This is a genomic window from Paenarthrobacter sp. NPDC089675 (genome assembly GCF_044749185.1).
GTDB lineage: Bacteria > Actinomycetota > Actinomycetes > Actinomycetales > Micrococcaceae > Arthrobacter.
The window spans coordinates 282,835-304,691 of the sequence record NZ_JBIVHM010000003.1; the positions used below are offsets into that span (position 1 = coordinate 282,835).

Consider the following 21,857-nt stretch of genomic DNA (forward strand, 5'->3'; position numbering starts at 1 on the left):
GGGAAAGCGCTACGAGAGTTCGCGCTGCTTCGTTTCCGGGGCGAACAATGCCATCCACAGCACGGAGATCAGCACCAGCCCACCCGCGAGGGCGAACGAGGTCGCGAGTCCGAACTCCGGCCAGAAGTACGAGGCAAACACGAGCGGCCCGAACCCGGCACCGATGCGGGAGAACGTGGAGGCCCACCCGAAGCCGGAGCCCCGGAGCTCAGTCGGGTACAGCTCGGACACGTAGGCGTAGAGCACGGGGATGGCCACCTGGACCACAAAGCCGAAGACAAGCAGCCAGAACACTGCAGCCGTCGGAACGTCCACCACCAATGCCACGATCACCAAAGTCACGGCGGACAAGGGACCCGTGATCGCCAGGATCCATTTGCGGCCCACGCGCTCCACCAGGAGGGCTGCAACAATAACGCCCAAAAGCCCGACGGCGGCCATCCCCGCAGTAGTGACAAAGGCCTTGTATTCCTCGAACCCGGCACCAATGAGAATCCGCGGCATCCACGTGAGGGACAAGTAGTAGACCAGCAGCACGGAGAAGAACAACGCCCACGCCGCTGTGGTGATCTTCCAGTTGAAAGTCCAAATCCGGCGGAGCTGGCCCCATGCGCTGCCGGGGGAGAGCCGCGGCGCATCCTGTGGTTCGGGCAAACTGTAGGCGCGGGCGGATGCGCCTGTAGCTTCCACGAGTCCATCGATCACGGCGGCGGCCTCAACGCGTCGGCCTTTGCGGATCAGAAACAAAGGAGACTCAGGGACCGAACGCCGAACCCAGAACACCAAGAGCGCCGGAATCACCATGATGAGCATCGTGAGCCGCCAGTCGGCAAACGCAGCCACGAGTCCGGCGGAAACAAAGCCACACAGGGCAGCGCCCACGGGCCACCACCCATCCATGGCGGTGAGGACCTTGCCGCGCTGCTTCCGGGGCGTGAACTCGCCGACCAGGGCATAGTCCACCGGAATGCAACCGCCAAGTCCGAAGCCCGCCATGAACCTGAAGATGCAGAACCACACAATGTCCGGAGCCAATGCGCCCAGCACGGTGAAGATGCTGAAGATCAGGAGTGTTGCGGTGAAGGCCTTCTTCCGGCCGATCGTGTCCGCAATGGTGCCCCATGCGAACGCGCCCACCGCCATACCGATCAGGTTGGCGGTGCCGATCCACGCAGCATCGGCGGGTTGCAGGGACCAGTGCTTGGACAGCAGGGGGATAAGGATGCCGTTGAGCGTCACGTCCCATGCGTCGAACATGAAGCCGAGGCCGCCGATCAGGAAAATCTTGCCTTGGACCTTCCACCGCCACGGCAATTCCTGCACCACTTGTTCGCCGCTGGACACGGTTGTGTATGTATTCATGAGGCCTCCTGCATGCAACTCTAGGCGGTCGGCCGGACACTGTTACCTCTGGTGGCCGGGAGCATTCTCGATGGCCCTCCGCAGGAACCCCCCTGCTTCCTCCAGGGCGCCCTTCGCCGCCGCAGGATCCAACCCTGTCAGCACCACCAGAATGGCCGCCTTCACGGAACCGCCCGCGGCGTCCAACGCCGCAGCGGCTTCAACTGCGGACACCCCAGTCGCGTGCTGCACAGTCCGCTGCGACCGCGCCAGCAGCTTCTCGTTCGTAGCGCGCAGATCCACCATGAGGTTGCCGTAGGTCTTGCCGAGCTTCACCATCACCAGCGTGCTGATCATGTTGAGCACCAGCTTCTGGGCGGTCCCCGAATTGAGCCGCGTGGAGCCCGCGATGAACTCCGGACCCACCACCACCTCGATTGCGACATCTGCCAGGTGGCTCACGGCCGAGCCCTTGTTGCACGCCAACGACGCCGTGAAAGCACCCTTTTTCCGGGCCTCCTCCAGCGCGCCGATCACGTACGGCGTCCTCCCGGACGCAGTAATACCCACGACGGCGTCCGCCTCGGTCACGTTGATATCGTGCAGGTCCCGCGCGCCAGCGGTCGCGTTGTCCTCGGCATACTCCACCGGTTTCTGGATTGCCTGGGTACCGCCCGCGATAAGTCCGACGACGAGTCCCGGCGGGGTACCGAACGTCGGCGGGCACTCGCTCGCGTCCAGCACACCGAGCCGCCCGGCTGTTCCGGCTCCCACGTACAGAAGGCGACCGCCGCGCTGGAGCCGCTCCGCAACGGCGTCGACCGTTTGGACGATTGCCTCCCGCGCTTCCGCGACTGCAGCGTGTACCCCGGCCGTATGGTCGAGCATGGCTGCCACCAACTCGTCCGTGCCCAGGATGTCAAGGTCCTTGAGGTTCTCCGCTGCGGCTTCGGTCTGGAGACCGGCGAGTTCCGTACGGAGGTCCGCGAGTTTGTCAGCGTCAGTCGGGCCAGTTTGTTCCGTCACGGTGGATGTACCTTTCCTGGAGGAGCCCGCGGCGCTGCGCAGCGAGGGCGGCACCGTCCAGGCCGTCGCCGAGCGGGGCCACCACCTCAATCCCAGCCGAAGCCAGGGACTTCTGCAAGAGGCCCGCGAAGAACTCCGAGCTGGCCACGCCGCCGAGCACCGCCACTCGCGGCGCACCGCTCGGGTCACCGCTGGCGGTCAGCTGCACGGTGTGGGTGAGGATGCGGCACGCTTCCTCCACGATGTCACGCGCGACGGCGTCACCCGCCTCCGCGGCGTGCAGCACCAGGGGAGCGAAACGGGCCATCGCCCGGTAGGGGTTTTCTTGTTCGGCAAGCCAAGCCGGCAGTTCCCCGGGCGACTCAACCAGTGCCCCGGCAGCGGCCGACAGCGACGTGGCCGGCCCGCCGTCGAGCGCTTGCAAAACGGCTTGGAGCCCCTGCTGGCCGATCCAGCGGCCGCTGCCCCGATCACCCAGATAAGGGCCCCACCCGTCCGCCCTGTGGAGTACACCGCCCTCGTCAAACCGGAAGGCGACCGCGCCGGTGCCGACGATGAGCGTGATCCCGGGGGCGCCCTGCAGCGCGCCGAGGTGGGCTGCAGTCGCGTCGGAAAGGACCGCGGCCGGGACACTGAAGTGCTGGGCGAGCATGGCGGCGAGTTCGCGGGACTTTGCCGCTGATGCTTCGACGCCGGCCACGGCAGCACCGATACCGGTCAGGGTGCTGACGGGCAGGCCCGGCGGGAGCATGGCGGTGGTCTCAAGGACGAGGTCGAACGCCAGGGTAGGTCCGTTGTCCACGTGCACTCCCGGAAAGCCATGCTGGTCCGCGGAGCCCAGCAGCTCATCGCCGGCGCGCAACTCCACGCGGCAACGGCTCTTCCCTATATCTGCAACGAGAACGACATCCATGGCATCCATGGACCAACCCTATGTTGGGCAACTTCCGTTGTGGGGCCTGCTGTGCGGGCTAATTGCGGGGAATGGGGCGCAGAGCGGGCCTCACAAGGTGAGGGCGCAAGGGGACGGCGGCGGTCGACGCAAAACCAGCCACGCAGCGAAACACGATAAACTGCCCGTATCCCCACCGACCCGCGATATCTACGCGAACTAAGACGGAGACTTTTGTGAGCTTGACGCAGCTTGACCGTGTTCCCATCCGCCGTGCACTGATCTCGGTTTACGACAAGACGGGACTGGAGGAGCTCGCGAAGGGCCTGCACGCAGCCGGCGTCGCGATCGTGTCCACCGGCTCCACCGCCAAGAAGATCGCCGCCGCAGGCATCCCGGTCAAGGAAGTCGAAGAAGTCACCGGCTCCCCGGAAATGCTCGATGGCCGCGTCAAGACCCTGCACCCGCGTGTGCACGGGGGCATCCTCGCGGACCGCCGCGTGGAAGCCCACATGGAAACCCTGGCCAACATGGAGATCGAAACCTTCGACCTCGTGGTGGTCAACCTGTACCCGTTCGTGGAGACCGTGAAGTCCGGCGCTGCGCAGGACGACGTCGTTGAGCAGATCGACATCGGAGGCCCGGCCATGGTGCGTTCGGCCGCGAAGAACCACGCCGCCGTCGCGATCGTCACGGACCCCAACTTCTACGGTGCTGTGGTTGACGCCGCAGCCCACGGCGGCTTCGACCTGAACACCCGTCGTCGCCTCGCCGCCAAGGCCTTCGCCCACACGGCCAGCTACGACAATGCTGTTGCTTCCTGGACCGCGAGCCAGTTCCTGGACGAAGACGGCGACGGCGTCATCGATTGGCCCGCCTACGCAGGCCTCGCCCTGGAGCGCTCCGAGGTCCTCCGTTACGGCGAAAACCCGCACCAGCAGGCTGCGCTCTACGTTGACAAGGCCGCTCCGGCAGGCATCGCCCAGGCTGACCAGCTCCACGGCAAGGCCATGAGCTACAACAACTTCGTCGACGCCGATGCCGCCCTCCGCGCAGCCTTCGACTTCGCAGAGCCCGCTGTTGCGATCATCAAGCACGCCAACCCGTGCGGTGTCGCAGTTGGTTCAGCCGACGCCGCAGACTCGATCGCCGACGCCCACGCCAAGGCACACGCCTGCGACCCCGTGTCCGCTTTCGGCGGCGTCATCGCTGCGAACCGCACCGTCACCGCAGGCATGGCCCGCACGGTGGCCGACATCTTCACCGAAGTTGTCATCGCCCCGGACTTCGAGCCGGAAGCCGTGGAGATCCTCTCCAAGAAGAAGAACATCCGCCTCCTGGCCCTGCCCGAGGGCTACGGCCGCTACCCGTCCGAGATGCGCCAGGTTTCCGGTGGCGTCCTGGTCCAGATGACGGACAAGGTGGATGCCGACGGCGACAACCCCGCCAACTGGACCCTGGCAGCAGGGGAAGCCGCTGACGAGAAGACCCTCGCGGACCTCGCCTTCGCCTGGACCGCTTGCCGCGCAGCGAAGTCCAACGCCATCCTCCTCGCCGACAACGGCGCGGCAGTCGGCATCGGCATGGGCCAGGTCAACCGCCTCGACTCCTGCAAGCTGGCCGTCGAGCGCGCCAACACGTTGGGCGTCCAGGTGGAGTCCGACGTCGACGGTGCCGGCGGTGCCTCCAACGCCAGCGGTGCCAACGCACCTGAGCGCGCACGCGGTGCCGTGGCAGCTTCGGATGCGTTCTTCCCGTTCGCTGACGGCCTGCAGATCTTGATCGACGCCGGTGTCCGCGCCGTGGTCCAGCCCGGTGGCTCGGTCCGCGACGAGGAAGTCATCGCCGCAGCGAACGCTGCCGGCATCACGATGTACTTCACGGGCGCACGCCACTTCTTCCACTGATTCCATAAATGACGCAACGGCGGCCGCCCCCTCAAGGGGACGGCCGCCGTCGTACTTAACAGGGATCTGCTACAAACCTACGAAGCCGCTGCGGTGTTGTAGGTGGACTGGATTACGGTGCCCCAATACGGGCCGTACATCGTGGTGGAGTTGCTGCCGTAGCCATAGGAGTTGATCGAGTTCTGGTAGCCGGACGAGCTGGTCCCGATGAACCACGGTCCGCCCGAGGACCCACCAGTCATGTTGCAGGGGATGCCCTGGGTGTTGAACTGCGGGTTGTAGGGATCGTTGGTGGCGGTGCCGGAGCAGCTCTTGAGGGATTCGCCGTTGAACGGAGCGGCTGCCGGGTAGCCGAAGGACTTGTAGCTCAGGCCGCGGGCGGCGTTGAACTGGACGCCGGAGGAGCCCACCACATCAGCGAGCTTCTGGCCGTTGAGGGTGTTCATGACGGCAAATGCGGTGTCGTACTGCATGTTGCCGTTGGATGCCCACTGGGTGGGGGAGTACAGGGCTTTTGCTGTCCACTTGCCATACGGCGCCGAACCGTTGAGGTAGGCAGGAACAAACACGAAGTTGGTGGCGTAAGCGCCCGGGCCTTCGTTGACGCAGTGTCCGGCGGTGGACACGGTGCTCTTGTTGGCCGCGGTCACGGAGTTGCCCGAGCACACGTAGTTGGCGCCGCCGAGGGTGAAGAAGATCTTGCCGATGTGCTTGACCGGTGTCTCGGACTGGTTGACCTTCAAGTTGATGGCCTTCGAGTCCGTGGAGGCCTGCTGGCCTTCGATGCTGGTGACGGCGCCCGGGGCTTCGGCGACCGGGGCTTTGCCGAGGTTCAGGAGGCCGGTGCGCTGGAGCGCCTTGGTGGCGAGGATGTCGCCGTTCTTGGCGTTCTTCATGCGTTCCGGGGTCCAGTAGTCCGCAGCGCCATTGTCTGAGGCTACGTGGCTGCTGACCGCAGCGCCGCTGGAGTCGGTGTCCTTGGCGGGGGCCGCGTTGGCGCTGGTGGTTCCAACCAGGGCGAGGATCGCGGCAGCGGACAGACTCAGCAGGCTTGTGGCCAGGGTCTTGGTTTTTGTCACGTTGTTCCTACCTAATCGAGGGAGTGAGGCGGTCAGTGATGGCGACCGCCGACTGACGGAATCGAAGCTACCGGGCGTGTGACAAGTTTGTAAAGAGATGTTTCAGACTTTGTGATATTTTGCTGTCAGTTGTTGTGAAGGCTCGGGAAGAGGCGTACGACGGCGGCACGCGCCTTTGGCGGCAGGCCGCCGTCGGGCCATTCCAAGCTGCCGAAAGGCGTCCTCGGCGCGGCCGGGAAAACGGTAACGCAAGGCGTGATCCCGGACACGAAGAGCCCCCAAAACGGCCTGCTCGGGTAAGTTAGAGATGTTGAAATCTGCAGACTTTCAGGGAGAACCCCGCCAATGGCCAAGATTATCTATACCCACACAGACGAAGCGCCGATGCTGGCTACCTACTCGTTCCTGCCGATTGTGGAAGCGTACGCCGCAACCGCAGGTGTGGAGGTCGAAACCCGCGACATTTCGCTGGCCGGCCGCATCATCGCCGTGTTCGGCGATTTCCTGACTGAAGAGCAGCGCACGGGCAATGCCCTCGCGGAACTGGGCGAACTGGCAAAGCGGCCGGAAGCCAACATCATCAAGCTGCCCAACATCAGCGCCTCCGTCCCGCAGCTCAAGGCGGCCATCGCCGAGCTCCAGGCACAGGGTTACGCCCTCCCCGACTACCCGGACAACCCCTCCTCCGATACCGAGACGGACATCCGCTCCCGCTACGACAAGATTAAGGGTTCCGCAGTCAACCCCGTGCTGCGTGAAGGCAACTCCGACCGTCGCGCGCCCCTGTCGGTGAAGAACTACGCCCGCCAGAACCCGCACTCCATGGGCGCTTGGTCCGCAGACTCCAAGACCAACGTTGCCACCATGGGCCAGAACGACTTCCGCTCCAACGAGAAATCCGTGGTCATCGAAGCCGATGACGCGCTGACCATCCAGCTGGTCCGCGAAGACGGCTCCGTCAAGGTCCTCAAAAAGGACTTCCCGGTCCTTGCCAACGAAGTTGTTGACGGCACCGTGCTGCGCGCAGACGCCCTGGACGAGTTCCTCGCCGCACAGGTTGCCCGCGCCAAGGAAGAGGGCATCCTCTTCTCCGCACACCTGAAGGCCACCATGATGAAGGTCTCCGACCCCATCATCTTTGGCCACGTGGTGAAGGCCTACTTCTCCGAGCTGTTCGACACCTACGGCAAGCAGCTTGCTGCAGCAGGCATCAACCCGAACAACGGCCTGGCCGCCATCCTGAACGGCCTGGAAGACCTGCCCGAAGACGTCCGCGAAGGCGTCAAGGCAGCCATCTCCAAGGGCCTCGAAGAGGGTCCGGCGCTGGCCATGGTGGACTCGGACAAGGGCATCACCAGCCTGCACGTTCCGTCCGACATCATCGTGGATGCTTCCATGCCGGCCATGATCCGTACCTCCGGCCACATGTGGGGCCCGGACGGCAAGGAAGCCGACACATTGGCAGTCCTCCCGGACAGCTCCTACGCAGGTGTCTACCAGGTAGTCATCGACGATTGCCGCGCCAACGGTGCATTCGACCCCACCACCATGGGTACCGTTCCCAACGTGGGCCTCATGGCACAGGCGGCCGAAGAATACGGCAGCCACGACAAGACCTTCGAGATCGAAGCAGCCGGCACCGTCCAGCTCGTCAACCGCGCAGGCACCGTGCTGATCGAACACCAGGTCTCCCCGGGCGACATCTGGCGTGCGTGCCAGACCAAGGACGTCCCGATCCGCGACTGGGTCAAGCTGGCCGTTACCCGTGCCCGCGCATCCCAGACTCCGGCCGTGTTCTGGCTGGACAAGGGCCGCGCCCACGACACCAACCTGATCGCCAAGGTCAACGAATACCTGAAGGACCACGACACCGAGGGCCTGCAGATCGAGATCCTCTCCCCGGTCGAGGCCACGGCCTTCACGCTGGAGCGCATCCGCAAGGGCCAGGACACCATCTCGGTGACCGGCAACGTCCTCCGCGACTACCTGACGGACCTCTTCCCGATCCTCGAACTGGGCACCAGCGCCAAGATGCTCTCGATCGTTCCGCTGATCAACGGTGGCGGCCTGTTCGAGACCGGTGCCGGTGGATCCGCTCCCAAGCACGTCCAGCAGTTGGTCAAGGAGAACCACCTCCGCTGGGACAGCCTGGGTGAATTCCTTGCCCTGGCCGTCAGCTTCGAGCACCTTGCCACCACCACGGGCAACGCCCGCGCCCAGGTCCTGGCCGACACCCTCGACCGCGCCACCGGTACCTTCCTGCTGGAAAACAAGTCCCCGCGCCGCAGCGTTGGCGAGCTGGACAACCGCGGAAGCCACTTCTACCTGGCCATGTACTGGGCCCAGGAATTGGCCAAGCAGTCCTCCGACGCCGAGCTGGCAGCAGCTTTCGCTCCGATTGCGGAGGCCCTGACCTCCAACGAAGAGGCAATCGTCGGCGAGCTGAACGCAGTGCAGGGTCCCGGCGTCGACCTCGGTGGCTACTACCGTCCGGATGCCGCCAAGGCCGCTGAGATCATGCGCCCGTCGGCAACGTTCAACAAGGTCCTCGCGACCCTGAGCTAGCATCCGCAAAAAGACCCCGCAGGCCACTGGCTTGCGGGGTCTTTTTTGTTGGGTACTCAGCGCGAGGCTGAAAACCGCTCCGGCGCCCTGCCGCCGTCGACGATGTCCTTCAGCACTCGGCCGATCGCCGGAGTGAACTTGAAACCATGCCCGGAGAAACCGGCACCCACCACCAGCGGGCCGAAGCTGTCCAGGACGAAGTCCTCGTTGGGTGTGGTGGTGTAGGTGCAGCTGATGGGAACCGCAGTGGAAGGGTCGACGCCGGGAAGCCACTCTTCCGCGTACCGCACCAACGCTTCGAGCTGCTGGGGGATGGGCTGGAACGTGCGTTCGTCGGGGTCCATCACCGGGCCGACGCCGTGCCAGCCCGCTTTCACGCCTTCGCCCGGAGTGAGCATGCCGTAGACGGGGCTGTACCAGTATTCGTAGAGTTCGTTCGCGGGATCGGGGTCCGGGTTGTGGTTGAAGCTGGGCCATACCAGGCTGTTGTCCAACGGGGTGAAGTGGGCCGGCTGTTCCTGCGTGACCACCAGGGCAGGGAGTTTGGCCAGGCCGTCCAGGACCTTGTTGGTCCAAGCGCCCGCGGTCACGACAACCCGCTTGGCCGAGTACTCGGTCTCGTCCGTTACCACCGCCACGGATTCGGCGCCGTCGATCCGGATGTCGCGGACCGGCGTGGAATATTTGAAGATGGCTCCTCGCGACTCGGCGGAGGTCCTTAGCGCGACAAGTGCGTCCGCCGACCGGATGCGTCCCGAGCCTGGCACAAAGAGGACGTCGGTGCTGAAGTTCATGCCCCGCCAGCGATCCGCGGCCTCGTCGGCTGAGATGAAGTAGCTCTCTATGCCGCGTTCCTCATGAGCCGCACGGACGTGTTGAAGCTTGGGAACGTTGCCGTGGTTGGCCAGGCCCACCAAGTCCAGGAGGGGAGCGCCATGTTCTGCGGCGAGCTCATCCCACAGGATTTTGGACTCGGCCAGGAGGTCCAGGTAATCGGCTTCGGCGTAGGCGGTATTGAAGTTGCGGGTTGCGCCGTGTGAGGCGCCGATGTGGTGCCCGGCCTCGAACCGCTCCAGGAGGACCACGGATTTGCCGGCCCGGGACAACTGCCACGCTGCGGCCGATCCCATCGCTCCGCCGCCAACAACCACCACATCAACCTGCATACCCGCTCCATCCTTGATTGGCTCCCTGCAAAACCGTCAGCCTCCATTGTCCCCCTACTCACCCAACCTGCGACAAAGTCGGGTTGGTGCGCGGCGGCCAAGCATGACAGATTGGAACGCGTGAAATTCCTTCACCCATCTCCCACGTCCTCATCCCGCGGCGTCACCATCCTGCGTGTCGTCTTCGGCGCGCTGCTCGTGGTGCATGGCTTCAAGAAATTCATGGCCGGACACGCAGCGTTCGCTGCATCAGTGGCCGCCATGGGTGTGCAGAAACCGGACGTCATCGCTTGGCTGGTCATCGCCGGAGAGTTGGGCCTCGGCGCTTTGCTGGTGGTCGGCGCGCTGACCCGGGTGGCAGGGTTCCTCGCAGCGATCCTTTTTGCGTCGATTTGGTTCGTGACGGAAGCCGGCAAGCCCCTGATCACCGACGCTTCCGGAGTGACAGCCGAGTTGCTGATCGTGTACTTCGCGCTCTCCGTATCCTTCGTCTTCCTCGGGCCCGGTGCCCTCTCCGTGGACCGGAAGTTGGCCCGGCAACCAGGGAAGCGTTAACCCGCTTGGGTTAAAACGACGACGGCGACGACCGCCTTTAGCGCGCGTCGTTCGGGTACCGGATCCCCAGCTGGGAACGGACGCCATCGAACAATCGCATCACGTTGATGGAATCCTCAAGCGGCATGACCGGGCTTTCCGTGAACCCCTGCTGAATGCACCGGGTCACTTCCCGGAGCTCGTAGGTGTAGCCGGTTCCCACCACGTCGAAGTGCTCGTGACGGGGCTCGTCCCAGCCCACCCGGACCACAAGTTCGCGCGGGTTGTTTACCGAACCCACTGTCTGCAAATAACCGAGTCCTCCGGCGACAGTGGCGTTCCTTGGTCCGTGGGCCATTAAGGACGAAGTGAGCTGGGCCTGGGCGCCGGTGTCATAGCCGAGCGTCAGGGCGTTCTGGGTGTCCACCCCGTCCTCGTTGAGCGAGCCGATAGCGGTGACGGACTGCGGAAAACCCAAGGTGCCGAGAGCCCAAAGCAGCGGGTACACGGTGATATCAAGGAGTGCCCCGCCGCCGTCGTTGAGGGCCCAGATGCGGGCTGCGGGATCGTAGGGTGCAGGAAAGCCCAGATCCGCGCTGACCCACTGGACCTGGCCAATTTCACCTGATCCTGCGATCTCGAAAGCCCGCTGCATGCTGGGCAGGAACCTGCTCCACACAGCTTCCATGAAGAACACGTTGTGCTCGCGGGCCAACCTCACCAGTTCCGTGGCCTCCCTGGCGTTGATGGTCAACGCTTTCTCGCACAGCACGTGCTTGCCCGCGCTAAGAGCGGCCGAGGCAATCAAGTAGTGCTGTGCGTGCGGAGTCGCCACGTAGACCACGTCCACGTCGGGATCGTCGAACAGCCGCTGGTAGCCGGGCACATCGCCGTCGTCCCCGTATGCCTTTGCGAAACCCAGCAGCCCCGCGAAGGCGTCAGCTGCGGCCTGCGTGCGTGAGCTCACAGCGTACAACTCGGCGTCGTCAAGCAGCGCCAGGTCCTTGGAGACGCTGTTGGCGATGTTTCCTGTGGACACGACACCCCATCGCAGCCGTTTGCCCGTTCCAGCCCGTGGATCCTGGTTGGTCTGGGAGAAGAGCCACGGCCTGGCGATGGGGAGCGTCATGCCAGCAATCCTCTCAGAAGCTGTTGATGCCGTGCACGATTGCGTCTTGCTTGCGCTCCAGCACGGCAGCGACGCGGCTGCACCCGTTCATGATTACCGTGGCATCGGCGTGCACATAGCCAGCGATTCGGGAGATGTCATTTTGGATCGTTTCCAAGGGCATTTTAAAGATGGGCTCGTGATGGGCGATCCGATTGCGCATCTCCCGTATTTGAGTGAGATCGGCGAAGAGTACTTTCCGTTTGAGATTGACAGCTTGAGGAAACGCCTTGATCAATCGGGGCTGCCAGAATGCCGTCTCGTAGCTTAGAACGGGATCGCGGGGGATGCCTTTGTCGAGGAGCCGGGTCCAGAAACCGAACGGCAGGGACGCGACTATCTGACCGGGGGTCGGGGCGGAAACCTGGCGGCGAAGTTTGATGATCGTCTCATCGAGAATCGCTCTGTGATTGTCCATAAGCCGGATGTTCGGGAGTTCCCACCAGGATTCACTGCGCCCGTCTGCCAATGCGTTGTGCATCGCGTTCCGCAAGGACACTTCCAAAATGCTAAGTGGTCCCCAGAAAGCTGCCGAAACTTCGATATTCCACGCATACAAGCGCGACGCTAGATGGTAACTACCGCGGTAATGCCGGAGATAAGTCTGGAAGCGAGGTGCGCTGACGAGCTGTTCCAGACTTCCGAATGAGCCAACGTCCACAGTTCCCCGATGTAGTTAAAAAAATTTGCCCCAGGAGTCCGGCATAGCTGCCGAATGGTCACTGGGGCGTGTACCCGACCAGTCTTGCATGCAGCGTGGGCAGGATCAAACCATGCGACACGGTAAGCATTTTGTTCATACCTTGGGTTAGACGGGATTACCCGGGTACTCACCCAGTACCCGGGTAATCCCGTCTAAACGGCCTCCTTGGCTTCGCAGCAGCTGTTCTGGCAGGCGCACTCGCTTGAATCCCCGCGCTCGTGGTCGTGCGCCTGAAGGTCATTGATGCGATCCGGTTTTGAGCTCCTCAGCCAGCCGGCCCTGCTGGAGCCGGAAACGACGGTCCGTCTTCTGGGCCAGCGAGCGGTCGTGGGTAACCACAAGGATGGTGGTGTTGTGGTCACGGCTCAGTGAACTCAGCAGCTGGATGATGTGTTCACCGGTCTGCTCGTCCAGGTTTCCGGTGGGCTCGTCGGCAAGGATCAGCTTGGGCTCGTTGGCCAGGGCACGGGCAATCGCCACACGCTGCTGCTCGCCACCGGAGAGGCGGTTGATCCGCCGGGAGTGCTTCTCCGGATCCAACTGCACCTGTTCCAGCAGTTCCTTGGCGCGCTGCAGCCGTGCCGCCTTCCGGACACCTGCGAACTCCATCGGCAGCATGACGTTATCCACGCCGCTGAGATTGGGGATCAGATTGAACTGCTGGAACACGAAGCCGATGTCCTGGCGCCGGTATTCGGTCAGCTTGCTGTCCGGCAGCCCGGCCAGGCTGACACCATCCACGACGACGTCTCCGCTGGTGGGTTTGTCCAGCGCACCAAGGAGGGACAAGAGCGTGCTCTTGCCGCTGCCGCTTTTGCCCACGATGGACGCCAGCGAGCCCTTCTCGAGTTCGAAGCTGACGCCGTTGACCGGCTTGATGGTCCGGTCTCCGGACTTGAACTGACGGACCAGGTCTTTGACTACGATCACGGCTATTCTCCTCGGAGGACTTCGATGGGACGGATACGGGCGGTCAGCAGTGCCGGAACCAGGGCACCGATGATGGCGACGGCGAACACGGCGGCAATGCCGGCGGCGATCACGCCGGGGGAGGCGCTGGCTGTCACGGAGGTCAGCAACTGCGAGGCACCGCCGAAGGCACCTCCACGGCCACCGAAGTTGCCACCCGGAACAGCCCCGTTGGGTACAGCCCCGGCCAGGCCGCCGGCGCGCTGGGTGGAGCCCGCCGTCGTGCTTGTATTGGAACTGATCAGCGCGGAAGCGATCCCGCCGCTCGCGAAGGACGCGATCGCGGCACCCACTACGCTGCCCAGCGCCACCAGGACCAGGGACTCCAGTACGAATTGGAGTCCGATGGTGCGGTTGCGGGCACCAATGGCTTTCAGGACGCCGATCTCACGGCGGCGTTCGCGGACCAGCATCACCATGATGAGGAGAATGATGAGTCCCGCCGTGGCGAGGGCTGCGATGAATGCGACGAGCGAGATGTTCTTGACGCTGTCCAGGGAGTTGACGGCGGTTTCCAGGTTCCGCTGGCCCTGGGTGACATCTGCCTTGTCCGTTCCGAGGGCGCTTTGCAGGGCAGTTTTGGTGCTGTCGACGTTCTCCATGCTGTTGACGGTGACGATCATGGAGGAAAGTTCATTCGGGGTGGCGGCCAGGGTCTGGGCTTCGGGGAGTGTCACGTAGACCGCGTTGTTGCCAAAGGTCGTGCCGGCGTCGAAGACACCAGCCACGGTGAACGTCTTGTCCTGGATGGTGAAGGTGGAACCGATCTTCAGGCTGTTCTTATCAGCCAAGGTTGTGCCCACAAGGGCCTTTGCTTCAGACGCGGTGTAGTCTCCCAGGCCCGTGCCACTGGTGATGTTCAGGGCCTTTCCGCTGCTGTCTACCTCTGCGCCGATTCCGGTAGCAGTGATGGGGAGCGTGCGGGCGGGCTGGTTGGTGGCGTTGCTGTTGGCGTTGTTGCGGTTGCCGAGCGTACCGGCGTCGACGGCGGCCGTCAGGTTGGTGGTGACGCTGGTGGCCTGCTGGCCCCCGGGACCACCGAAACCGCCGCCTTGTTGAGTTGCAGCGGTGCTGCCGGTTGTTGCTGTCTGCAGTCGGAGGGCTTTGGTCCCGACGACGTTCGTCACGTTTGCCACGCCTGCCGCGGTTGCTGCTTGGGTGCTGGTGAGCGGTTCGCCGCCTCCTTCGAAGCCCTGCCCGCCGGCTGGATTTACCGTGAGCGTGGTACCCACAGAAGCGTTGAGTTCCTGGACCTTGGCGCCTACGGCCTGGTTGGCCACGAGCATGGCCAGTGCCAGGCCGATGGCGACAGCCAGGACGGCAACCACTGCCGCCGTTCTGATTTTGTTGCGGAAGGCATTGCCTACGCTGCGGGCAAGGACGCTCACGTTTCTCCTTCGGACCTGATGAGCGGCCGGCTGGACGCCGGCCGCAGATCCAAGACTGCTCACCGGTGCTGTGCGGCAAGCCAGCCGAAGCTATGCGTGGGCTGTGAAACGTTACCGGGGCAACAGAAAAGCCCCGGCCCGCCAGGATGACTGGGGGACCGGGGCTTCTGTCTTATCTGTTAAGACGTACTACTTGGTGATCGGGCCGAGTACCGGATCGTCAACGTAAGCGGTCTTGACGTTCGCGGCGGTCACGATCTGCGGAGGCAGGAGGTAAGCCGGAACCGTCTTGACGCCGTTCTTGTACGAATCCTTGTCGTTGATCTCCAGCTGCTTGCCGGCCTGCAGGTCCTTCACCATGGTGATGGCGTGCTCAACCAGCTTGCGGGTGTCCTTGTTGATCGTGGAGTACTGCTCGCCTGCCATGATCGACTTGACGGACTCAACCTCGGAGTCCTGGCCGGTGACAACCGGGAGCGGCTTGCCTGCGGCCTTGACGGAGGTCAGGACTGCACGTGCCAGGGTGTCGTTCGGGGAGAGGACGCCGTCCAGGGAAGCGGTGCCGTAGCTGCCGGTCAGGAGGGTGTCGGCGCGACGCTGGGCGTTTTCAGCCTTCCAGCCCTGGGTCACAGCCTGCTCGAAAGCGGTCTGGCCGGACAGGACCTTCAGGGTGCCGTCGTCGATCTTCGGCTTCAGCACGCTCATGGCGCCGTCGAAGAAGACCTTTGCGTTGGCATCATCCGGGGAACCGGCGAACAGTTCGATGTTGTACGGGCCGTTCGGCTTCTTGGCCTTGAGTCCGTCCAGCAGTGCCTGGCCCTGGAGCACACCAACCTTGAAGTTGTCGTAGGCCACGTAGTAGTCCACGTTTTCGGTGTTCAGGAGCAGGCGGTCGTAAGCGATGACGGTGGCGCCGGCATCCTTTGCCTGCTTGAGCTGCGTACCCAACTGGGCGCCGTCGATGGCACCCACGATGATCACCTTGGCACCCTTGGTGACCATGGCGCTGATCTGGTTCTGCTGCTCGGAAACGCCGCCGTTGGCGAACTGCACGTCCGGCTTGAAGCCGGCACCGTTAAGGCCGTCGTTGAACAGCTTTTCTGCGAGAACCCAGTTTTCACTGGTCTTCTGGGGAAGGGCGACGCCGATCAGCGAGTCCTTGGGGAACGCTTCCCCGCCAGCTGTGCTGCTGCTTGAGCCGCTGTCCGTGCGGCCGCAGGCCGTCAGCGCCAGTGCCGCGATGGCAGCGACTGCTGCTGCCTTTCCTGCTTTACCAAACATTCGCATATCTTGGTTCACTTTCTGTGTGGGTGGGGTGGAGCGAGTTCTGGGGTATTGCAACCGGACGGGACCGGTCAGGCTTCCTTCGAGATGACTTCCTTGGTGGACGTGGTTTCGTCCGCCTTGATCTCGTTGTTGCGCTGGAAGTTCTTCATCAGCAGGCCCGTGATGGACCGCTTGCCCTGGGTCTTGTTGTAGACATCGAAGGCGACGGCGGCCAGGAGCACCAGGCCCTTGATGATCTGGGTAAGGTCGGCGCCAACACCCAGGAGTTGGAGGCCGTTGTTCAGGACAGCCATCACAAGACCACCAACGATCGAGCCGATGACTGTACCTACGCCACCGGTGACGGCTGCGCCACCGATGAAGACAGCTGCGATGGCGTCCAGTTCCCAGCCGACGCCGTCAAACGGGCCGGAGGCGGTGGAGCGGCCAACGAAGATCATGCCGGCGAGGCCCGCCAGGACGGACATGTTGAGCATGACCATGAAGTTGACCTTCTTGGACTGCACACCGGAGAGTTCCGCTGCGTGGCGGTTGCCACCGACGGCGTAGACGTGGCGGCCGAGGACGGTCTTGTCCGCCACGAAACCGTAGAACAGCACCAGCACTGCGAGGATCAGGCCCGGGATAGGGAACGACGTTCCGGGGCGGCCCGTGGCGAACAGGTACGTTGCGTAGAGGATGGCACCACAGATCAAGACCAGCTTGGTGACCTCCACCCAGAGCTCGGGAACGTCGGCGCCAAGCGCCTTGTTGGCTGCGCGGGTCCGCAGGGACATGACCACGACGAAGGCTGCGGCCAGGATGCCGATCAGGAGCGTCAGGTTGTTGAAGCCGGTGTTGGGTCCGATTTCCGGAAGGTAGCCCGAGCCGAGGTACTGGAAGTCGTTGGGTACCGGGATGGTGTTGGACTTGCCGACGAACTGGTTGAAACCGCGGAAGAGGAGCATGCCGGCCAGCGTGACAATGAAGGCAGGAATACCCACATAGGCAGTCCAGAACCCTTGCCAGGCGCCGATGATGGCTCCCAGGACCAGGCCGAACAGCACGCCCATGTACCAGGGAATGCCCCAGTCCCGGATGGCAAGGGCCACTGAGACGCCAACGAATGCGGCCACGGATCCGACGGAGAGGTCGATGTGCCCGGCGATGATCACCAGCACCATGCCGATGGCCAGGATCAGGATGTAGGAGTTGCCGTTGAACAGGTTGATCACGTTGCCGGGGGTGAGCGTGCGTCCCTCGGTGAAGATCTGGAAGAAGACGATAAGTGCCACCAGGGCGAAAATCATGCCGAACTGGCGGGTATTGCCACCAAATAGCTTCTTGAGCGCGTTCATTGTTTTGGTCCTTGAGTCAGGAAGGGGCGTTTCTGGGCCACTGGGTCAGGCTGCTGTCTTGCGGTTGGAGGTCATGAGTTTCATCAGGCTTTCCTGGCTGGCTTCGTCCTTGTTCAGGACGCCGGTGATGGAGCCTTCAAAAATCGTGTAGATGCGGTCGGAGAGGCCCAGGAGTTCGGGGAGCTCCGAGGAAATGACGATCACTCCCTTGCCCTGGTTGGCCAGCCGCTGGATGATGCCGTAGATCTCGTACTTGGCGCCAACGTCGATGCCACGAGTGGGCTCGTCCAGGATCAGGAGGTCCGGGTCGGTGAACATCCATTTGGCCAGCACCACTTTTTGCTGGTTGCCGCCGGAAAGCTTGGCTACGCCTTCTTCCACGGACGGTGTCTTGGTCCGGAGGGACTTGCGGTATTCCTCGGCTACCTGGAATTCCTTGCGGGAGTCCACCACGTTGTAGTTGCTGATCTTGTTCAGGGCCGCGGCAACAGTGGTGGTCTTGATGTCGTCCAGGAGGTTCAGGCCCAAGGACTTGCGGTCCTCGGTCACATAGCCGAGTCCGGCGTCGATCGCGGCCTTGACCGTGCGGAGGTTCACCCGCTTGCCGTCTTTGTAGACCTCGCCGGAGATGTACTTTCCGTACGAATGTCCAAAAAGGGACCGTGCCAACTCAGTGCGCCCTGCACCCATCAACCCGGCGAAACCCACGATTTCGCCGCGGCGGACGAAGAAGTTGGAACCTTTGCAGATCAGCCGGTCCTGGATGGCGGGGTGTCCCACGGTCCAGTCCTTGACTTCGAAGAAGACCTCGCCGATCTTCGGTTCGTGGTCCGGGAAACGGGACTCGAGCGTACGGCCGACCATGCCCTTGATGATCCGGTCTTCGTCCACGCCGTCACGCTTCACGTTGAGGGTCTCAATCGACTTGCCGTCTCGGATGATGGTGATCTCGTCCGCGATCTGTTCGATCTCGTTGAGCTTGTGCGAAATGATGATCGAGGTGATGCCTTTGCCCTTGAGGCCGAGGATGAGGTCCAGCAGGTGCTGGGAGTCGGACTCGTTCAGGGCGGCCGTGGGCTCGTCGAGGATGAGGAGCTTCACGGACTTGTTCAGCGCCTTGGCGATTTCCACCAGCTGCTGCTTGCCGACGCCGATTTCCTTGATGACGGTATCCGGGTCTTCACGGAGGCCGACGCGGGCCAGAAGTTCGATGGAACGACGTCGGGCCTCGGCCCAGTCGATGATGCCCCACTTGGTGGGTTCGTTGCCCAGGAAGATGTTCTCCATGATGGACAGTTCGGGGATCAGCGCGAGTTCCTGGTGGATGATCACGATGCCGGCGGCTTCGCTTGCGCGGATGTCCTTGAACTGCTGGGTTTCAGCCTGGTAGACGATATCGCCCGTGTAGCTGCCGTAGGGGTAGACCCCGGAAAGGACCTTCATGAGGGTCGACTTGCCGGCACCGTTTTCTCCACAGATGGCGTGGATTTCGCCCGCCTTCACCCGCAGGCTCACATTCGACAAGGCCTTCACGCCGGGGAATTCCTTCGTGATCGAGCGCATCTCCAAAAGGATGGGATCACCTTGCGTGTCGAGGGTTGTCATCAGCCCTTGCGCCTCCAATGCATGACTTCGTTGTCGGCTCCGCGGCGGCGGAGCTGTCTGATGAAAAAGTAAACTTGATCACCCGTCTTGTCGTCAAGACTTGAACGCATGAACGAGCTAACGATTTTGTTACTTAGTAGTAATCCCGGCATGTTGGAAGACCAAGGCGGCCGCTCCGAGGGCTTCGGCCCGGGCTCCCAAGGAGGACATCGCAAGGTGCGTTGTCTCGCCAACGACGGGTACCGCGTGCCGCACGAGTCCCCGCCGGATGGGGTCCAGCAGGAGGTCTCCCAAGCCTGCCAGGGGGCCTCCCACCACGATCACTTCAGGGTTGATCAGGTTGGAAACGTTGCCCAGTGCGCGCCCCACCGCGAGCCCGGCGTCGTCAACTACCCGTTGCGTTGCGGAGTCGCCGGCAAGGCAGTTCCGCACGATGTCCTGCGGCGTGAGGAGTGTGTCCTGGCCGCGTCCCAGCAGCTCGATCATGGTGGTGGTGGAAGCTATGGTTTCCAGGCATCCCCGGTTGCCGCAACGGCATACCAAGCCGTGTTCGTGGATGGTGGCGTGGCCTATTTCGCCCGTGATTCCCACGTTCCCGTAATACGGCACACCGTTGAGGATCAGCCCCGCGCCGATGCCCGAACCGATCTTCAGGAACATCAGGTTGGAGACGCCGCTGTGCGGCCCCCAGGTCACTTCCGACAGCGCGCCAAGATTGGCGTCATTGTCAACGAATACGGGACAGTTGAGGGCTTCCTCCAGCCGGTGGAGGATGTCGATGCCTACCCATTCGGGGAGGATCGCGCCCTGGGCAACGGTGCCGGATCTGCGGTCAATCGGCCCGGGAATGCCCGCCCCGGCACCCACGACTGCGCTTGGGTCTATGCTGTTTTCTTCCAGCAGCCGGGCGAGCAGCTTCACTGCGGCAGCGATACCTTCTTCGGCCTGATGGCCGAGGGGCAGCTCGATGAAATCCTCGGCAATCACGTGGTAACCAAGGGAGGCCAGGACCACGCGGAGGTGGCGTCGGCCGAAGTCGATTCCGACGGCGACCGCACCGTTGCTGTTCAGCCTCACGTTGGTTGCGCGGCGGCCGGAACTGGTGGTGGGCTCGGTGGACACCAGGCCTGCGTCCTGCATGATCTTGACGATGTTGGAAACCGTGGCGGTGGAAAGCCCGGTCTGTCGGGAAAGCTCCGCCTGCGTCGACGGCCCGCTCAGCAGGCACTCGATGATCCGCTGCTGGTTCAAATGGCGCAGCGCGGACTGCGAGCCGGGTTTTCTCGGGTGGCTCTTCGTTGAGCGCTGTGTAGCGGGCATGACAAGAAGAGTGCCCCATGAAGAGCTTTGTAGTCAAGAAGTGAACACAAGCAGTCAATCTTGACCGACATACTCCAACGCAACGACATCGGGTATGTACCCCGTGTGGGGCCCACTAAGCGCCTTAAGATCTGGTCTTGGCACGCAGAGCGGGCCCCACAACGCTTCCCCTCCGGTTGCGAGGCCCGTTATTCGTCCTAAGTTCTGGTTTTAGCGCGCAGAGCGGGCCCCGCATCGGAGGGTCGGCGGGCAATGTGTCCTGATTCCTTGGCTCCGGGGTCCAAACGCCCCGGACGTTCGCGGACGCGCATGCCTACGCTGGAGAGACAAAGACTTTCCGGCCTGCGCCAGGTCCGGATTCCGGAGAACCAAAGGTGGTAACGATGCTGCTCTCAGTCCTGCAGGCCAACGCCTCCGTCCTGGACGTGGACGCAAACCTCCGGACGATCGACGACGCCGCGCGGCGTGCTTCCCGAGCCGGTGCCGGCCTGTTGCTGACCCCCGAGCTTTTCCCGGTGGGCTACGCGCCGCTCCGATTGCATGCGGAACTGGACCCCGAAACCCTTCCGGGCATCCGTGAGCGCTTGGCGAACATCGCCCGGACGCACGGCATCGGCCTGGTGTACAGCCTCCCCGCGGCCGCGGAGCACACATACGACGACGACGCCGAGCCAGCTTCCGGCGGCGGTCGCTGGCACATCTCGGCTACTTTGCTGGACGCCTCCGGGAAAGAAATCCTGAGCTACAACAAGGTCCACCTCTTTGGCGCGGAAGAGCACAAGGCGTTCGTCGGCGCCCAAGCACCGCCCGCCGTCGTGGATTTCAACGGTCTCCGAACGTCCATGCTCATCTGCTACGACGTCGAGTTTCCCGAGGCCGTTCGCGCCGCAGCGACCCGCGGGGCCGAGCTGCTCCTGGTCCCAACGGCACTCTCAGCAGGGTTCGACAACGTTCCGCAGGTGCTTATCCGTGCCCGTGCGCTGGAGAGCCAGCTCAACGTGGCCTACGCCAATCACTGCGGGCACGAGGACGTTTACAACTTCCTTGGTGGCAGCGTCGTCGCAGGGCCGGATGGTTCCCTGCTCGCAGCGGCAGGGGACGGCGCCAGCTTGCTTTTCGCCGAGGTTGGAACGGATAGCGTCAACGCCGCCCGCGCCGAGGTTCCCTATCTGCAGGAACGCCGCCCGGAGCTGTATGCGGAGTGGGACCGCTAGGGGGCATTCCTCAGCCGTCGCCGGGCTTTGAACAGCGAGTTCAATGCTGCAAGAAGTGCGGCCACCACGACGATGCCAAGAAGAACGGGATATGAAACGCCGAGCTCAAATCGAAAGCCGCCATCGGCGTGCAGAATGCCTTCCATGTAGGCGTCCCGGAAACTACCGCGCTCAGTGAGGACACCTGCCGCGACGATCCAGGCCAATGCCACGGCCAAGCCGGCCACGATGACCACCCGAATGGCGATTGCTGGATTGCGCAGTATCGACATGCATTTCCCCCATGATGAGTGTCTTTTACCTTGGTTGGCACCCTAATGGGTCCGCGTCAGTCCCTGAATGCCTTTTCGAAAATT

18 protein-coding genes are annotated in these 21,857 nt (G+C 63.3%); 4 read left to right on the forward strand and 14 right to left on the reverse strand.

Annotated elements, in window-relative coordinates; translation table 11 throughout:
- Positions 1-9 precede the first annotated feature (9 nt).
- From ACIPY2_RS08940 to ACIPY2_RS08950, 3 genes are read right to left on the reverse strand one after another with little or no spacing between them, the layout of a single operon-like run.
- Positions 10-1,362: an MFS transporter gene (locus ACIPY2_RS08940; protein WP_400266021.1), complete on the reverse strand. Its 1,353-nt coding sequence runs from the start codon at positions 1,360-1,362 to the stop codon at positions 10-12.
- A gap of 42 nt (positions 1,363-1,404) precedes the next feature.
- Entirely contained in the window at positions 1,405-2,367 is a 963-nt protein-coding gene (gene murQ, locus ACIPY2_RS08945) for an N-acetylmuramic acid 6-phosphate etherase (protein ID WP_400266022.1), read from the reverse strand.
- The gene (locus ACIPY2_RS08950; RefSeq protein ID WP_400266023.1) at positions 2,342-3,289 is read right to left on the reverse strand and encodes an N-acetylglucosamine kinase; all 948 of its coding nucleotides are present in this window, start codon (positions 3,287-3,289) and stop codon (positions 2,342-2,344) included. Before ACIPY2_RS08950 ends, murQ begins: the two co-directional genes overlap by 26 nt.
- A 206-nt stretch (positions 3,290-3,495) precedes the next feature.
- Between ACIPY2_RS08950 and purH the strand changes: the two genes are divergently transcribed.
- Positions 3,496-5,166, forward strand: coding sequence for a bifunctional phosphoribosylaminoimidazolecarboxamide formyltransferase/IMP cyclohydrolase (gene purH, locus ACIPY2_RS08955; RefSeq protein ID WP_400266024.1), 1,671 nt, complete (start codon positions 3,496-3,498; stop codon positions 5,164-5,166).
- A gap of 77 nt (positions 5,167-5,243) precedes the next feature.
- Here purH and ACIPY2_RS08960 read toward each other — a convergent pair whose 3' ends face one another.
- Entirely contained in the window at positions 5,244-6,245 is a 1,002-nt protein-coding gene (locus ACIPY2_RS08960) for a trypsin-like serine peptidase (RefSeq protein WP_400266025.1), read from the reverse strand.
- Positions 6,246-6,590: 345 nt separating this feature from the next.
- On the opposite strand from ACIPY2_RS08960, the gene ACIPY2_RS08965 reads away from it, so the two are divergent.
- Positions 6,591-8,810 carry an NADP-dependent isocitrate dehydrogenase gene (locus tag ACIPY2_RS08965; protein WP_400266026.1) on the forward strand — a complete coding sequence of 740 codons (2,220 nt, stop codon included), beginning with the start codon at positions 6,591-6,593 and terminating at the stop codon, positions 8,808-8,810.
- A 56-nt stretch (positions 8,811-8,866) separates the two neighbouring features.
- On the opposite strand, the gene ACIPY2_RS08970 is transcribed toward ACIPY2_RS08965, so the two are convergent.
- A complete protein-coding gene (locus ACIPY2_RS08970) occupies positions 8,867-9,976 on the reverse strand; it encodes an FAD-dependent oxidoreductase (RefSeq protein ID WP_400266027.1) in 1,110 nt (369 codons plus the stop codon).
- A 120-nt stretch (positions 9,977-10,096) separates the two neighbouring features.
- On the opposite strand from ACIPY2_RS08970, the gene ACIPY2_RS08975 reads away from it, so the two are divergent.
- Positions 10,097-10,531, forward strand: a complete 435-nt coding sequence (locus ACIPY2_RS08975) for a DoxX family protein (protein WP_400266028.1) — start codon at positions 10,097-10,099, stop codon at positions 10,529-10,531.
- Positions 10,532-10,568: 37 nt separating this feature from the next.
- Here the strand turns inward: ACIPY2_RS08975 and ACIPY2_RS08980 are convergent, their stop codons facing one another.
- From ACIPY2_RS08980 to ACIPY2_RS09015, 8 genes are all read right to left on the reverse strand, one after another.
- The gene (locus ACIPY2_RS08980) at positions 10,569-11,639 is read right to left on the reverse strand and encodes a Gfo/Idh/MocA family protein (protein WP_400266029.1); all 1,071 of its coding nucleotides are present in this window, start codon (positions 11,637-11,639) and stop codon (positions 10,569-10,571) included.
- Positions 11,640-11,652: 13 nt separating this feature from the next.
- The gene (locus ACIPY2_RS08985) at positions 11,653-12,177 is read right to left on the reverse strand and encodes a hypothetical protein (RefSeq protein WP_400266030.1); all 525 of its coding nucleotides are present in this window, start codon (positions 12,175-12,177) and stop codon (positions 11,653-11,655) included.
- A 441-nt stretch (positions 12,178-12,618) separates the two neighbouring features.
- The gene (locus ACIPY2_RS08990; protein ID WP_400266031.1) at positions 12,619-13,311 is read right to left on the reverse strand and encodes an ABC transporter ATP-binding protein; all 693 of its coding nucleotides are present in this window, start codon (positions 13,309-13,311) and stop codon (positions 12,619-12,621) included.
- Positions 13,312-13,313: 2 nt separating this feature from the next.
- On the reverse strand, positions 13,314-14,738 hold the full coding sequence (locus tag ACIPY2_RS08995; RefSeq protein WP_400266032.1) for an ABC transporter permease: 1,425 nt from the start codon (positions 14,736-14,738) through the stop codon (positions 13,314-13,316).
- Positions 14,739-14,927: 189 nt separating this feature from the next.
- Entirely contained in the window at positions 14,928-16,025 is a 1,098-nt protein-coding gene (locus ACIPY2_RS09000; RefSeq protein ID WP_347110231.1) for a sugar-binding protein, read from the reverse strand.
- Positions 16,026-16,093: 68 nt separating this feature from the next.
- Positions 16,094-17,362, reverse strand: a complete 1,269-nt coding sequence (gene mmsB / locus ACIPY2_RS09005; protein WP_400266033.1) for a multiple monosaccharide ABC transporter permease — start codon at positions 17,360-17,362, stop codon at positions 16,094-16,096.
- A gap of 45 nt (positions 17,363-17,407) precedes the next feature.
- Positions 17,408-18,967 carry a multiple monosaccharide ABC transporter ATP-binding protein gene (gene mmsA, locus ACIPY2_RS09010; RefSeq protein WP_400266034.1) on the reverse strand — a complete coding sequence of 520 codons (1,560 nt, stop codon included), beginning with the start codon at positions 18,965-18,967 and terminating at the stop codon, positions 17,408-17,410.
- 129 nt (positions 18,968-19,096) lie between these two features.
- On the reverse strand, positions 19,097-20,287 hold the full coding sequence (locus ACIPY2_RS09015) for an ROK family transcriptional regulator (RefSeq protein WP_400266035.1): 1,191 nt from the start codon (positions 20,285-20,287) through the stop codon (positions 19,097-19,099).
- A gap of 383 nt (positions 20,288-20,670) precedes the next feature.
- Between ACIPY2_RS09015 and ACIPY2_RS09020 the strand changes: the two genes are divergently transcribed.
- A complete protein-coding gene (locus ACIPY2_RS09020) occupies positions 20,671-21,501 on the forward strand; it encodes a carbon-nitrogen hydrolase family protein (protein ID WP_400266036.1) in 831 nt (276 codons plus the stop codon).
- Here the strand turns inward: ACIPY2_RS09020 and ACIPY2_RS09025 are convergent.
- Positions 21,498-21,773 carry a hypothetical protein gene (locus ACIPY2_RS09025; RefSeq protein ID WP_400266037.1) on the reverse strand — a complete coding sequence of 92 codons (276 nt, stop codon included), beginning with the start codon at positions 21,771-21,773 and terminating at the stop codon, positions 21,498-21,500. The two genes, ACIPY2_RS09020 and ACIPY2_RS09025, sit on opposite strands and share 4 nt — an antisense overlap.
- Between the last annotated feature and the right edge of the window lie 84 nt (positions 21,774-21,857).

What these genes read in the sequence shown, in the direction of transcription:
- ACIPY2_RS08940 (WP_400266021.1), bottom strand. Translation starts at nt 1,362, where the DNA reads ATGAATACATACACAACCGTGTCCAGCGGCGAACAAGTGGTGCAGGAA.
- ACIPY2_RS08950 (WP_400266023.1), bottom strand. Translation starts at nt 3,289, where the DNA reads ATGGATGCCATGGATGTCGTTCTCGTTGCAGATATAGGGAAGAGCCGT.
- ACIPY2_RS08965 (WP_400266026.1), top strand. Translation starts at nt 6,591, where the DNA reads ATGGCCAAGATTATCTATACCCACACAGACGAAGCGCCGATGCTGGCT.
- ACIPY2_RS08970 (WP_400266027.1), bottom strand. Translation starts at nt 9,976, where the DNA reads ATGCAGGTTGATGTGGTGGTTGTTGGCGGCGGAGCGATGGGATCGGCC.
- ACIPY2_RS08980 (WP_400266029.1), bottom strand. Translation starts at nt 11,639, where the DNA reads ATGACGCTCCCCATCGCCAGGCCGTGGCTCTTCTCCCAGACCAACCAG.
- ACIPY2_RS09000 (WP_347110231.1), bottom strand. Translation starts at nt 16,025, where the DNA reads ATGCGAATGTTTGGTAAAGCAGGAAAGGCAGCAGCAGTCGCTGCCATC.
- mmsB (WP_400266033.1), bottom strand. Translation starts at nt 17,362, where the DNA reads ATGAACGCGCTCAAGAAGCTATTTGGTGGCAATACCCGCCAGTTCGGC.
- mmsA (WP_400266034.1), bottom strand. Translation starts at nt 18,967, where the DNA reads ATGACAACCCTCGACACGCAAGGTGATCCCATCCTTTTGGAGATGCGC.
- ACIPY2_RS09015 (WP_400266035.1), bottom strand. Translation starts at nt 20,287, where the DNA reads ATGCCCGCTACACAGCGCTCAACGAAGAGCCACCCGAGAAAACCCGGC.
- ACIPY2_RS09020 (WP_400266036.1), top strand. Translation starts at nt 20,671, where the DNA reads ATGCTGCTCTCAGTCCTGCAGGCCAACGCCTCCGTCCTGGACGTGGAC.
- ACIPY2_RS09025 (WP_400266037.1), bottom strand. Translation starts at nt 21,773, where the DNA reads ATGTCGATACTGCGCAATCCAGCAATCGCCATTCGGGTGGTCATCGTG.